Below are 12,436 nucleotides of genomic sequence, written 5' to 3' on the forward strand. Positions count from 1 at the left end.
GTTCACTCTGAGCCAGGATCAAACTCTTCACTTAAAGTCTTCGAGGCCAAAGCCTCTAATGCTTCGAAGCGCAAAGCCTGACCAGACCCAATTACTCGCTGTACGTGTACTTGCGTACGAATACAAAGAATTGAGGTTCTGTTCAGACATCTGCTATGGACAACATCCACAGCCAGACGCCCGCACAAGTCACCTGCGCACACTGTCAAAGATCGCAAAGCCAGGCCGCAACGCCTACCTCTCTACCTCAGCGCCGTAGCGCCCGAGGGAGCCCAACATCATACAGGGGTTTTCATGTCTGTCAACACCCTGCGAGGCCGCCTCTCTCTCCCCCGCCTCAGCCAACACCGCCTCGGCAGGGGCGCGCATCTTCCATGATCGAAACGCGTTTGCAAAGTCTTGACGTGTTGACGAAATCGTTGCATCGCGCGCATCGTGCGCGCCTGTTCACTAACTTCCCCAACTATGCGCAAACTTGCTCTGCTCACCCTGCTGTCCCTGTCCGTCTCCGGCTGTGCCGGCGCCAGCCAACCCTGGGTCGAACTGGCCGGTCACCGCTATACCGTGGAGCTTGCCGTGGATGAAGCACAGCGGGCGCGCGGGCTGATGTTCCGCGATGCCATGCCAGAAGACCACGGCATGCTGTTCATCCATGACGTGCAGGCCCCGCAGGCCTACTGGATGAAGAACACGAAGATCCCGCTGGACATCCTGTACTTCGACGACAACCGCACGCTGGTGGCACAACAGCGCAATGTGCCGCCCTGCTCGCTCGGCGATGCCTGCCCGGCCTATCCGAGCAACGTGCCGGCGCGCTACGTGCTGGAGCTCAATGCCGGCCAGGCCGACAAACTAAACCTGCAAGACGGCAGCAAACTGACCTTCGGCCCAGGCATCCCGACCGGGCAATGAGGCTCAGCCCTCGTAGAGCTCGAAGTCGTCCTTGGTGACGCCGCAATCCGGGCACGTCCAGGTCTCAGGCACATCCTCCCAACGGGTGCCTGGGGCGAGGCCGTCCTCTGGTGCGCCCAGCGCCTCGTCGTAGATGTAGCCGCAGACCACGCACATCCACTTGCGATACGGAGGATTGGAGCCGGCTGGTTGCATCGGAGCGATAATCCGTAAAGACGCGCCGATTGTCCCATCGTCGGACGACGGGTGGAAGTTGCGCCCGCGACGACGTTGCTCTCCCCTTCACGCTTCGAGACGACTCATGCCAATGCGCAACGATCACTCCAAGACTCTGTTCACCCGCGCCCAGGCGCTGCTGCCTGGCGGCGTCAACTCCCCGGTGCGCGCTTTCAAATCCGTGGGCGGCACACCATTTTTCGTCGAACGTGCAGAAGGGCCATATCTGTTCGATGTCGATGGGAACCGCTACATCGACTACGTGGGCTCGTGGGGCCCGATGATCGTGGGTCATAACCATCCGAAAGTGCTGGAGGCGGTGATCGCCACTGCGCGCAATGGGCTGTCATTCGGCACGCCGAATCCGCTGGAAGTGACGATGGCCGAAACCATCACCCGGCTGATGCCATCGATGGAGATGGTGCGGATGGTCAACTCCGGTACCGAGGCCACACTCTCGGCGATCCGGCTGGCACGCGGCGCCACCGGTCGCATGAAGATCGTCAAGTTCGAAGGCTGCTACCACGGCCATGGCGACAGCTTTCTGGTCAAGGCTGGCAGCGGTGCGCTGACCTTCGGCGTGCCGACCTCGCCGGGTGTGCCCAAGGCGCTGGCCGACCTCACACTGACGCTGCCCTACAACGACTTCGATGCCGCAACCAGGTTGTTCGACACATGCGGTGCAGAGATCGCCGCTTTGATCGTCGAACCTGTGGTGGGCAATGCCAACTGCCTGCCACCGCGCGAAGGCTACCTGCAGCATCTGCGCGAACTGTGCACGCGCCACGGCGCGCTGCTGATCTTCGATGAGGTCATGACCGGCTTCCGCGTCGCGCTGGGTGGCGCGCAGGCACGCTACGGCGTCACGCCGGATCTCACCACGCTCGGCAAAGTGATCGGCGGCGGCATGCCCGTCGGTGCTTATGGCGGCCGGCGTGAGCTGATGCAGCAGGTGGCACCCGCGGGCCCGATCTATCAGGCTGGCACGCTCAGCGGCAATCCGGTGGCGATGGCCGCGGGCCTGGCCATGCTCGAGCTCATCCAGGCGCCTGCATTCTTCGAGACGCTGGAGGCCAAAACCCATGCCCTGTGTGATGGCCTGGAAGCGGCTGCCCGTGAGGCCGGCGTCCCCTTCTCCACCCAGCGGGTCGGTGGCATGTTCGGGCTGTTCTTCAGCGCCGAGAAGGTGGACACCTACGCGCAGGCCATGGCCTGCGACACGGCGGCCTTCAACCGATTCTTCCACGCCATGCTGGACCGCGGCGTGTACCTGGCACCATCCGCGTTCGAGGCGGGCTTTATCTCCTCGGCACATGACGATGCCGTGATCGCTGCCACCCTTGACGCCGCGCGCGCGGCGTTTCAAGCCATCTGACACACCCTCGCCCTTACCCGGAGACAGCATGCACACGCTGCACCCCGCCACGCTGACCGTCCATGCTGGCAATGCCCCGGATCCCGCCACCGGCGCGGTGGCACCGCCGATTCATTTGGCAACCACGTTCCGGCACGGCCCGGCCGGCGAACGTATCGCCGGCTACGAATACCAGCGCGAGGGCAACCCCACCAATGACCGGCTGCGCGAGGCGTTGACCGCGCTGGAAGGTGGCGCCACCGCGCTCACGTTCGCCTCCGGGATGGCAGCGATGACGACACTGCTGGAGTCGCTCCCCGCCGGCAGCCGGGTGCTGTTCCCGGATGACTGCTACACGGGGCTGCGCATGCTGTTCAGCGAATTTCTGCCCGAGCGCGGACTGGTCGTCGAGACGATCGACATGGCCGACCTCGACGCGGTGCGCGCCGCCTGCGCTACTCCCCTGGCCATGCTGTGGATCGAGACGCCCTCGAACCCGTTGCTGAAGGTGAGTGACATCGCTGCATTGGCCGCACTGGGCCACGCCGCAGGCGCGCGGGTGGTGGTGGACAACACCTTCGCCACGCCGCTGCTGCAACGTCCGTTGACGCTGGGCGCCGATATCGTGATGCACTCGACCACCAAATATTTCGGCGGCCATAGCGACGTGCTGGGCGGTGCGCTGGTCTTCGCCCGCGATGACGACTTCGCCCGGCACGTCGCGCACCGGCTGCATGTGACAGGGGCAGTGCTGGCGCCGTTCAGCGCCTGGCTGATTTTGCGTGGCTGCCGTTCGCTGGGTGCGCGCATGGCCATGCACTGCGCGAATGCACGCAAGCTGGCGACGTATCTGGCCAGCCACCCGGCAGTGGCGCGGGTGAACTGGCCGGGCTTGCCCAGCCATCCCGGCCACGCGATCGCCGCGCGGCAAATGCGCGACTTCGGCGCGATGCTGAGCATCGAACTGCACGGCGGACGCGAGGCCGCGTTGGCGGTGGCCGGCAAGCTGCGCGTGTTCACCAACGCCACCTCGCTGGGCGGCTGCGAGTCGCTGGTCGAACACCGTGCTTCGGTGGAAGGCGCGCACCCGCGCTCACCGCAAAATCTGCTGCGGATCTCGGTGGGGCTGGAAGACGGCGACGACCTCGTCGCCGACTTCGCGCAGGCACTGGGCTGAGGCCGGCTCAGCCGCCCACGAACGCCGCCAATGCTTGCCGCAGCCGCGCCAGGCCGTCGGCGATGGCCTCGTCATCAATGTTCAGCGCCGGCACGAAGCGCAACACATCCGGCCCGGCCTGCAGTATCAGCAAACCGTGTGCTGCGGCCAGGTCACCGATGGCGCCGGCCTGGCCAGCATGCTCAGGGGTCAGCACTGCTCCCAGCATCAGCCCACGGCCTCGTACTTCGGCAAACAGACCAAAGGTGCGATTCAGCTCGGCAAGTCCATCGCGGAGTGCCTGCGACTGCCTGGCCACATTCGCAGCAATTTCCTCCGAGGCCAGCCGGCGCAACGCCACCCGCGCCACCGCCGCTGCCAGCGGATTACCGCCAAAGGTGGTGCCGTGCGCGCCAAACTGCATGACCTGCGCCACCTTCGGGCCGGCCAGCAGCGCACCGATCGGGAAGCCGCCGCCGAGGGCCTTGGCCAGAGTGACGATGTCGGGTACCACGCCATCTTCCCAGTGCGCGAACAGCGCCCCGGTGCGCCCCATGCCACACTGGATCTCGTCCAGCACCAGCAGCGCATGATGTTGGTCGCACAGCGCGCGCACCGCCTGCAGATACCCGGGCGCAGCCGGCACCACGCCGCCCTCGCCCTGGACCGGCTCCAGCATCACTGCGGCCACGTCGCCTGTCGCCATCGCAGCCTCAAGCTGGGCAATGTCGTTGAAATCGACATAGCGGAATCCGCCCGGCAGCGGCTCGTAGCCTTCCTGATATTTGGGTTGCGCAGTGGCCGTGACCGCCGCCAGCGTGCGGCCGTGGAAGCTGCCTCTGCAGGTCACGATGACGCGACGATCGGGCGTGCGCCCCTGTTGCGTGGCCCATTTGCGCACCAGCTTGATCGCAGCCTCGTTGGCCTCCGCGCCGGAGTTGCACAGGAACACGCGCTCGGCGAACCGCGAAGACGCCACCAGCTCCTGCGCCAGTCGCAGCGGCGGCTCGCTGTAGAAGACGTTGCTGGTGTGCCACAACCGGCCGGCCTGCTCGACCAGCGCGGCGGTGAGCTCGGGATCGCAATGCCCCAGGCTGCACACCGCGATGCCGGCGGCGAAATCCACGTAATCGCGACCGTCACTATCCCAGACGCGGGCACCCTGCCCGCGCTCGAGGATCATCGCACGCTGCCGGTAGACCGGCAGCAGCACCTCGCGCCCCAATGCAAGCAGGTCTTGCGTTGCCACGCGCATCACCAGGTGCCAGTGTTCGGCATCGACGCCCACGGCTCCTGCGGCGGCAAGTGGCCGTCCTGGAGCAGCTCGATCGAGATCAGATCGGGCGAGCGCACGAACGCCATGTGGCCATCGCGCGGCGGGCGGTTGATGGTGTAGCCCATGTCCAGCAGGCGCTGGCAGACGGCATAGATGTCCGCAACGCGGAACGCAAGATGGCCGAAGTTGCGGGCACTGCCGTAATCCTCGGTATTGCCCTGCGCATCCGGCCAGTTGTAGGTGAGCTCGATCTCGGCGTCCGGGCTTTCATCGGCGGCCAGAAACACCAGCGTGTAGCGGCCCTGCGGATTCTCCATTCGGCGCGTCTCACGCAGACCCAAGCCCTCGCAATAGAACCGCAGCGAGGCTTCAAGATCACGGACACGCACCATCGTGTGCAGATATTTCATACCAACGCTCCATGGGGGAAGGGAGAAGGCATTTCCATCAAATCCAGGCAACCCAAACGCTGGCCTGCGCGGGCGACGCGTTCGGCCTTTGCACGCATTCCTGACGCCAAAGCGGTGGATTCAAGCATCGACGTAAAGATCCGGCAGCAATGGATGGCTGGGATCCACCGCGTAGCGCGTGAAATCGGTGACACCGGCCTGGCGCAGCACGTCCTCGTCAATCAGGAACTGGCCGCTGAACCCGGCCGCCGGCCGGGTCAGCACCGCATGGGCGGCATCGGCCATGATCTCCGGATGACGCGCATTGGCCCGGCTGACGCCGGGGATCATGTTCAACGCGTCGGTGGCGATCAAGGTGCGCGGCCACAGTGCATTCACCGCCACCCCCTGCGGGCCAAACTCGGCGGCCAGACCAAGGGTGACGAAGCTCATGCCCATCTTGGCCAGGGTGTAGGCGGTATGCGGGCCCCACCACTTCGGATCCAGCGAAGGCGGCGGGCACAGGGTGAGGATGTGCGGGTTGGCCGCCTGCAGCAGATGCGGCAGGCAGGCCTGCGCGCACAGGAAGCTGCCACGGCTGTTGACCTGCTGCATCAGGTCGAAGCGCTTCATCGGCGTGTCCAGCGTGCCGCGCAGCCAGATCGCACTGGCGTTGTTGACCAGGATATCGATCCCGCCGAAGGCGTCCACGGTTGCGGCCACCGCGGCACGCACCTGGTCTTCGTCGCGGATGTCGCATTTGAGCGCCAGCGCGCGACCGCCGGCGTCTTCCACCGCGCGCGCGGCGCTGTGGATGGTGCCCGGCAGCTTGGGATTGGGCACATCGGACTTGGCGGCGATAGCGATGTTGGCACCATCGCGCGCGGCGCGCAGAGCGATCGCCAGACCAATGCCGCGCGAGGCACCCGTGATGAACAGCGTCTTTCCAGACAAGGTGGACATGGGCATTTCCTGCAGTCGGAAGGCGCCGAAGTGTAACCCCTGCCACCTATAATCGGCCGATGCACAGCGCATGGTTCGACAACACCGTTGCCTGGATCGGCGCACACCCGCAGGCCGCCGGCCTGCTGATTTTTGCCATCGCGTTCTGCGATGCCGTGATCGTGCTGGGCGCGCTGGTGCCGGCGCTGCCACTGATGGTGGCGATCGGCGTGCTGATCGGGATGGGCGAAATCGCAGGCCCGTACGCCGTGGCCTGCGCTGCACTGGGTGCGCTGGCGGGTGACGGCTTGAGCTACTGGGTCGGCCGGCGCTGGGGCAACGCGTTACGCAGCGTGTGGCCATTCCGTCGCTACCCGCAGCTGCTGGAGCGCGGCGAGACGCTGTTCCGTCGCAATGCATTCAAGAGCATCCTGATCGCCCGCTATGTGGGCGCGGTACGGCCGTTCGTGCCCGCCATCGCTGGCATGGCAGGCATGCCCCTGCCGCGCTACCTGCAGGCCAGTACCCTGGCCTGTCTGAGCTGGGCGATCCTGTTCCTGCTGCCAGGCTGGGTGCTGGGGCAGGCCTACGAGGCGGTGGCCGCAGTCGCCGACAAACTGGCGCTGGTACTGCTGGGCCTGCTGGCGGTGCTGGCGCTGGCCTGGGCACTGGTGCTGTATGGCTGGCGCTGGTTTGCCAACCACGCCGACAGTCTGCTGGCACGCCTGTTGCGCTGGAGCGACCGGCATCCGCTGCTCGGCCGCTATACCGCGGCACTGATCGACCGTCGGCGACCGGAAACCGCCCCGCTACTGCTCCTGGCGGTGTGCCTGTTTGCCGTGGCCTGGCTGTGGGGCTGGCTCAGCGCTGCACTGATGCTGCGCGGCGGCCCGTTGCTGCTGGATCACGACGTCCACGCCTTCATGTTCGCCCTGCGCAATCCGCTGGCGGATCGGATGATGGCCACCCTGGCCACACTGGGCAGCGCGCCGGTGCTGGCAATCGCCTCGACCGCGGCGCTGCTGTGGCTGCTGTGGCGGCGGCGCTGGCAGGCGGCGGTGCATTGGCTGGTGGCGATCGTGGTGGGGCTGGCGCTGACCAAGGGGCTGGAGGCGCTGGTGGACATGCCGCGGCCACCCACGGCGACCGCAGGCTTTGGGTTTCCTTCGATCGCGGTGACCATGACCACGGTCGTGTTCGGTTTCTTTGCGGTGCTGATCGCACGCGAACTGCCGGGCCGACAACGGGTATGGCCGTATCTGCTGACCGGCATCGCCACCGCGCTGGTCGGCTTCGCCCGCTTGTATCTGGGTGCGCACTGGCTCAGCGACATCCTCGGCGGCGTGCTGCTGGGTGCGGCCTGGGTGCTGGTGATCGGCATTGCCTACCGTCGCCGCAGCGAACGTGCGTTCTGGATGCGGCCGCTGGCCTGGACGTTCTACGGCAGCTTCCTGCTGGCCGCGCTCTGGGTGGCCCCGCGCAGCGCACCTAAGATGCTGGCAGGTTTCGTGCCACCGCTGCCTGCGGTGGTGGTGAGCCCCGACGACTGGCAGGCGCACGGCATCGCCGCCGACCGCAACCGCTTCGATCTGGAAATCGCAGGCGACCTCGTGCAGCTGCGGCAGCGGCTTGCGACCACCGGTTGGCAGGTACAGCCCAGCGCCGACTGGCTGGCCGCACTGCGTCTGCTCGACGACGATCTGGCGCCAGCACAGCGCCCAGTGCTGCCGCTGGCACTGAACGCCCATCCTGAAGCGCTGCTGCTGCGCCGCGCCGACCCCGCCCAGCCGGATCGCCTGGAGGTGCTACGCATCTGGCCAGCCCCGGTACGACTGGCGGATGGCACCCCGCTGTGGGTGGCGCGCTACGACACCATGCAACTGCAACGCCGGCTGCGTCTGATCACGCTGTGGACACCCGCACCGCCGTCCCACACGCTGCCGACCGACCTGTACGCACTGGGCGGCACGCAACCGGGCCTACGCGTCCTGCTCCATCCTCGCTAAGTGGCGCCTCGCACGTCCGAGGATGACGCGTGCATTTCAGTGCCCACCCAGCGCCGCCAAAAACCGCCGCGGCGCGCCATCAAAGCCACCGTTGGACATGAACACCACATGGTCGCCGGGCTGCACGCACTCGACCAGGGCGGCCAGCAGCGCGTCGGCATCTGCCACTGCGCGCCCGTCGCCGCGTAGCGCCGCGATCACCTTGCCGGCGTCCCATGGCAGCTCTGGCCGTGCCAGGAACACGACCGCGTCAGCAAGATCCAGCGCAGGCGCCAACGCATCTGCATGCGCACCCAGCCGCATGGAATTGCTGCGCGGCTCCATGGCCACCACGATGCGGGCATTCCCCACCTTGGCACGCAGACCAGCCAGGGTGGTGGCAATCGCCGTGGGATGGTGCGCGAAATCGTCATAGACGGTGATGCCGCGCTGCACACCGAGCACTTCCAACCGGCGCTTGACACCGCGGAAACCGGCAAGTGCTGGCAGCAGCGCCGCCACGTCCACATCCGCTGCCGCACACGCCGCCAGCGCCGCCAGGCCGTTGAGCACGTTATGGTCGCCCAGCAGCGGCCAGTCGACGATGCCAAGCTCCCTGCCTTCGCGCAGTACCGCAAAGCGGCTGCCGTCGTCGCGCAGCTTGCGCGCGCTCCATTCGAACGAAGCATCGAACCCGAACCGCTCCACCGGCGTCCAGCAGCCCATCGCCAGCACCTCGCGCAGGTACGCATCATGGCCATTGACGATCAGCCGGCCGCTGCCGGGCACAGTGCGCACCAGGTGGTGGAACTGGCGCTGGATCGCCGCTACATCCGGGAAGATGTCGGCGTGGTCGTATTCCAGATTGTTGAGAATGGCGATGCGCGGCCGGTAGTGGACGAACTTGCTGCGCTTGTCGAAGAACGCGGTGTCGTATTCATCGGCCTCGACCACGAACTCACGGCCGGTGCCGATCCGCGCCGATACACCGAAATCCTCGGCCACGCCGCCAATCAAAAATCCGGGCGCACGCCCCGCCGCGTCCAGCAGGAACGCCAGCAACGAGGTGGTGGTGGTTTTCCCGTGGGTGCCGGCCACGGCCAGCGTGGTGCGGCCGGGCAGCACGCGCTCGCTCAGCCACTGCGCGCCGGAGGTGTAGCGCAAACCGGCGTCCAGCACGTGCTCTACCGCCGGGTTGCCACGCGAGAGCGCATTGCCGATCACGACCTCGTCGCAATCCGGCGCGATGTGCTCCGGCGCATACCCCTGCTTGAGCGCAATCCCCAGCCGCTCCAGCTGGGTGGACATCGGCGGATAGATGTTGGCATCGCTGCCTTCGACGGTATGGCCCAAATCGCGCGCCAGCGCGGCCACACCGCCCATGAAGGTACCGGCGATACCGAGGATGTGGAGTTTCACGTCATGGGCTCCGGGAGGCGTGGAACGACGGGCGCGTCGGCCGCGCACGTCGCTCCCCGATACTTGCTTGATCGCGGGGCCAGCGCGCAGCCGCCCCGCTTTCGTCCATCGGCGGCTTTAGCCGATGTCGTGGCCGGGCTGGATCGCTTCCACGATCCGGGTGAACACCTCGTCCAACGTTCCCATGCCGTTGACCGTCACCAGCTTGCCGTGCTGGCGGTAGTAGTCGATCACCGGGGCTGTTTTTTCGTCATACACCTTGAGCCGATGCCGAACCGACTCCGGGCTGTCGTCCTCACGCCCCTCGGCCTTGGCACGCCCCGCCAGGCGCTCGATGATCTGCTCGTTGTCCACCACCAGCTGCACAGCGGCGTCGAAGGTCTGCCCCAGACTGGCCAGCAGCTCGTCCAGCGCGGCGGCCTGGGCCAGATTGCGTGGGTAACCATCGAGGATGAAGCCAGCGCGGGTGTCCTCACGGGAAAACCGCTCCTTGAGCATCCCCAGCAGGATCTCGTCACTGACCAGATCACCGCGCGCCATGACCTCCTTGGCCTGCAGGCCCAGCGGGGTGCCGGCGGCCACTTCGGCACGCAACAGATCACCGGTGGAAATATGCGGAACTTGCAGATAGTCCTTCAACCGCGCCGCCTGGGTGCCCTTGCCCGACCCGGGCGCCCCCAATAAAACCAATCGCATCGAATTACTCCGGTTTAGTGGTGAAATGGGGCGGCGCTAGACTGGGCAGGGCGCACCCCCGCAACCTAGCCAGCTTACCGCATCCGCCCTCCTTTCCAGAGCATTGCCAAGGACGTCCCCATGCCCGCAGGTACCCTGCTGTATGCCCAAAGCGGCGGTGTCACCGCCGTCATCAATGCCACCGCCTCGGCCGTGCTACAGGCCGCCCGCGCCCGCCGGGTGCCGGTGCTGGCGGCCCGCAACGGCATCCTGGGCGCCCTGCGCGAGGATCTGCTGGACACCTCCAGCCTCACTGCCGCCGAGATCAAAGGCCTGGCCCACACCCCCGGCGGCGCCTTTGGCAGCTGCCGGCTCAAGCTGAAGTCGCTGACCGAGGATCGCGCCAAATACGAGCGTCTGCTGGCCGTTTTCCGCGCCCACGATGTGCGCTGGTTCCTCTACAACGGCGGCAACGACTCGGCCGACACCGCGCTGAAGGTCTCCCAGCTGGCCGCCGAGTTTGGGTACCCGCTGACCTGCGTGGGCGTACCCAAGACCATCGACAATGACCTTGCAGTCACCGACTGCTGCCCTGGCTTTGGCTCGGCGGCCAAATACACCGCCGTGTCCGTGCGCGAATGCGCGCTCGACGTGGCAGCAATGGCGGAGACCTCGACCCGCGTGTTCATCTACGAGGCCATGGGCCGCCATGCCGGCTGGCTGGCGGCAGCGGCGGGCCTGGCCGGCGCAGGCAAGGACGACGCCCCGCATCTGATCTTGTTCCCGGAGCGGGTATTCGATGAAGCCGACTTTTTGGCTCGGGTCGATGCCGTGGTGAAACGGGTCGGCTATTGCGTGGTGGTGGCCAGTGAGGGCATCCGCACCGCCGACGGCCGATTCGTCGCCGATGCCGGCGGCAAGGACAGTTTCGGCCACACGCAACTGGGCGGGGTGGCGGCGTATCTGGCCGGACGGGTCAAGGACGCCTTGGGCCACAAGGTGCACTGGGCGCTGCCGGACTACCTGCAGCGTTCGGCCCGGCACCTAGCCTCACAGACCGACCTGGATCAGGCGATGGCCGTGGGCCGGGCGGCGGTGGAATGCGCGCTGGCCGGCCAGAACGCGGTGATGCCGGTGATCGTGCGCGACAGCGATACGCCCTACCACTGGCACGTGGATATCGCTCCGCTGTCGCGCATCGCCAACCGCGAAAAGACCATGCCCAAACATTTCATCCGCAAGGACGGTTACGGCATCACCGCCGCTGCCCGCCGCTACCTGACCCCCCTGATCACCGGCGAAGCGTTCCCGCCCTTTGGCCGGAACGGGCTACCCGATTACGTTATGCCGGATATCCGTCCGGTGCCGAGGCGGTTACCGGCCTGGCACGGTTGACGTTCCGCCCTCTCCTTCACACCGTTTATCAAGAGGACATCCCATGAAAATCACGCTCATCGCCAGCGCCCTGACGCTCTCCCTGACCCTGCTGTCCAGCCCTGCCCAGGCGCAATGGAACAAAAAGCAGAATGACCCCCAGGGCGCAGCGGCGGGTGCCAATGCACAAGGCACTTCGGCCAATCTGGAACACTGCGACGAGCCGATGGGGACGATCGCGGTCGTCGAGGAACAGGAAGGCGACTGGTACCGCTACCTGACCTCCGACCTGCGCCTGCCATCCACCGTGCCGGTGATTCGCATGTTGATCCAGCAGTCCAACTGCTTCGTGGTGGTCGAGCGCGGCCGCGCCATGCGCAACATGATGCAGGAGCGTGCGCTAGCAGCTTGTTGAAATTCTCCCGCGCCAGAGCTTGCTTTCAAGCCCTCTGTTTGCGATATCGACCTCAGCCATAGTGGAGGGCGTGGGATGCGCGGTGCAGACGTCACTCAGGAATCGTTGTTCACGGTCGCCAAGCTCGCCGACTTCGTCCCGGCGAACCATCCGCTCCGATCCATTCGGGAGCTGGCCGATGAGGCGCTCAGACGCATGAGCGGCCTGTTTTCGGCGCTGTACGCCGATACCGGCCGCGCCTCCATCGCGCCGGAGAAACTGATGCGGGCGCAGCTGCTGCAGCTGTTCTACTCGATCCGGAGCGAGCGGATGCTGATGGAGCA

At 66.3% G+C, this 12,436-nt stretch carries 13 protein-coding genes; 7 read left to right on the plus strand and 6 right to left on the minus strand.

The window, feature by feature from the left end; genetic code table 11:
• Positions 1-465: 465 nt before the first annotated feature.
• Positions 466-912, plus strand: a complete 447-nt coding sequence (locus BUA29_RS10860) for a DUF192 domain-containing protein (protein WP_072756568.1) — start codon at positions 466-468, stop codon at positions 910-912.
• A gap of 3 nt (positions 913-915) precedes the next feature.
• Here the strand turns inward: BUA29_RS10860 and BUA29_RS10865 are convergent, their stop codons facing one another.
• Positions 916-1,107 (minus strand): rubredoxin, encoded by a 192-nt coding sequence (locus tag BUA29_RS10865; RefSeq protein ID WP_072756569.1) that lies wholly within the window; start codon positions 1,105-1,107, stop codon positions 916-918.
• Positions 1,108-1,219: 112 nt separating this feature from the next.
• Here BUA29_RS10865 and hemL point away from each other — a divergent pair, with 112 nt between their 5' ends.
• On the plus strand, positions 1,220-2,503 hold the full coding sequence (gene hemL, locus BUA29_RS10870) for a glutamate-1-semialdehyde 2,1-aminomutase (protein ID WP_072756570.1): 1,284 nt from the start codon (positions 1,220-1,222) through the stop codon (positions 2,501-2,503).
• Between the two features lie 28 nt (positions 2,504-2,531).
• Positions 2,532-3,659 (plus strand): trans-sulfuration enzyme family protein, encoded by a 1,128-nt coding sequence (locus tag BUA29_RS10875; RefSeq protein WP_072756571.1) that lies wholly within the window; start codon positions 2,532-2,534, stop codon positions 3,657-3,659.
• Between the two features lie 7 nt (positions 3,660-3,666).
• Here BUA29_RS10875 and BUA29_RS10880 read toward each other — a convergent pair whose 3' ends face one another.
• From BUA29_RS10880 to BUA29_RS10890, 3 genes are all read right to left on the minus strand, one after another.
• Positions 3,667-4,893, minus strand: coding sequence for an acetylornithine transaminase (locus tag BUA29_RS10880; RefSeq protein ID WP_072756579.1), 1,227 nt, complete (start codon positions 4,891-4,893; stop codon positions 3,667-3,669).
• Positions 4,893-5,324, minus strand: coding sequence for a VOC family protein (locus tag BUA29_RS10885; RefSeq protein WP_072756572.1), 432 nt, complete (start codon positions 5,322-5,324; stop codon positions 4,893-4,895). Before BUA29_RS10885 ends, BUA29_RS10880 begins: the two co-directional genes overlap by 1 nt.
• Positions 5,325-5,444: 120 nt before the next feature.
• Positions 5,445-6,266: an SDR family oxidoreductase gene (locus tag BUA29_RS10890; protein WP_072756573.1), complete on the minus strand. Its 822-nt coding sequence runs from the start codon at positions 6,264-6,266 to the stop codon at positions 5,445-5,447.
• A 59-nt stretch (positions 6,267-6,325) separates the two neighbouring features.
• Here BUA29_RS10890 and BUA29_RS10895 point away from each other — a divergent pair, with 59 nt between their 5' ends.
• On the plus strand, positions 6,326-8,251 hold the full coding sequence (locus tag BUA29_RS10895; RefSeq protein ID WP_072756574.1) for a bifunctional DedA family/phosphatase PAP2 family protein: 1,926 nt from the start codon (positions 6,326-6,328) through the stop codon (positions 8,249-8,251).
• 36 nt (positions 8,252-8,287) lie between these two features.
• On the opposite strand, the gene mpl is transcribed toward BUA29_RS10895, so the two are convergent.
• Both mpl and BUA29_RS10905 read right to left on the minus strand, forming a co-directional pair.
• On the minus strand, positions 8,288-9,649 hold the full coding sequence (gene mpl, locus BUA29_RS10900; RefSeq protein WP_281247913.1) for a UDP-N-acetylmuramate:L-alanyl-gamma-D-glutamyl-meso-diaminopimelate ligase: 1,362 nt from the start codon (positions 9,647-9,649) through the stop codon (positions 8,288-8,290).
• Positions 9,650-9,766: 117 nt separating this feature from the next.
• Positions 9,767-10,345, minus strand: coding sequence for an adenylate kinase (locus tag BUA29_RS10905; protein WP_072756576.1), 579 nt, complete (start codon positions 10,343-10,345; stop codon positions 9,767-9,769).
• A 120-nt stretch (positions 10,346-10,465) separates the two neighbouring features.
• Here BUA29_RS10905 and BUA29_RS10910 point away from each other — a divergent pair, with 120 nt between their 5' ends.
• The 3 genes from BUA29_RS10910 to BUA29_RS10920 form a co-directional block, all read left to right on the plus strand.
• Complete coding sequence (locus BUA29_RS10910) at positions 10,466-11,719, plus strand: 6-phosphofructokinase (protein WP_072756577.1); 1,254 nt, start codon at positions 10,466-10,468, stop codon at positions 11,717-11,719.
• Positions 11,720-11,762: 43 nt separating this feature from the next.
• Positions 11,763-12,113, plus strand: a complete 351-nt coding sequence (locus BUA29_RS10915) for a hypothetical protein (RefSeq protein ID WP_072756578.1) — start codon at positions 11,763-11,765, stop codon at positions 12,111-12,113.
• A 75-nt stretch (positions 12,114-12,188) separates the two neighbouring features.
• On the plus strand, positions 12,189-12,436 hold a 248-nt coding region (locus BUA29_RS10920; RefSeq protein ID WP_143148926.1), incomplete at its 3' end, for a transposase.

It is taken from the genome of Thermomonas hydrothermalis (assembly GCF_900129205.1).
Classification (GTDB): Bacteria; Pseudomonadota; Gammaproteobacteria; order Xanthomonadales; family Xanthomonadaceae; genus Thermomonas; species Thermomonas hydrothermalis.

Coding starts and splice junctions, on each gene's coding strand:
- BUA29_RS10865 (WP_072756569.1), bottom strand. CDS start 1,107: ATGCAACCAGCCGGCTCCAATCCTCCGTATCGCAAGTGGATGTGCGTG.
- hemL (WP_072756570.1), top strand. CDS start 1,220: ATGCGCAACGATCACTCCAAGACTCTGTTCACCCGCGCCCAGGCGCTG.
- BUA29_RS10875 (WP_072756571.1), top strand. CDS start 2,532: ATGCACACGCTGCACCCCGCCACGCTGACCGTCCATGCTGGCAATGCC.
- BUA29_RS10885 (WP_072756572.1), bottom strand. CDS start 5,324: ATGAAATATCTGCACACGATGGTGCGTGTCCGTGATCTTGAAGCCTCG.
- BUA29_RS10910 (WP_072756577.1), top strand. CDS start 10,466: ATGCCCGCAGGTACCCTGCTGTATGCCCAAAGCGGCGGTGTCACCGCC.
- BUA29_RS10915 (WP_072756578.1), top strand. CDS start 11,763: ATGAAAATCACGCTCATCGCCAGCGCCCTGACGCTCTCCCTGACCCTG.
- BUA29_RS10890 (WP_072756573.1), bottom strand. CDS start 6,266: ATGTCCACCTTGTCTGGAAAGACGCTGTTCATCACGGGTGCCTCGCGC.
- BUA29_RS10895 (WP_072756574.1), top strand. CDS start 6,326: ATGCACAGCGCATGGTTCGACAACACCGTTGCCTGGATCGGCGCACAC.
- BUA29_RS10880 (WP_072756579.1), bottom strand. CDS start 4,893: ATGCGCGTGGCAACGCAAGACCTGCTTGCATTGGGGCGCGAGGTGCTG.
- BUA29_RS10860 (WP_072756568.1), top strand. CDS start 466: ATGCGCAAACTTGCTCTGCTCACCCTGCTGTCCCTGTCCGTCTCCGGC.
- BUA29_RS10905 (WP_072756576.1), bottom strand. CDS start 10,345: ATGCGATTGGTTTTATTGGGGGCGCCCGGGTCGGGCAAGGGCACCCAG.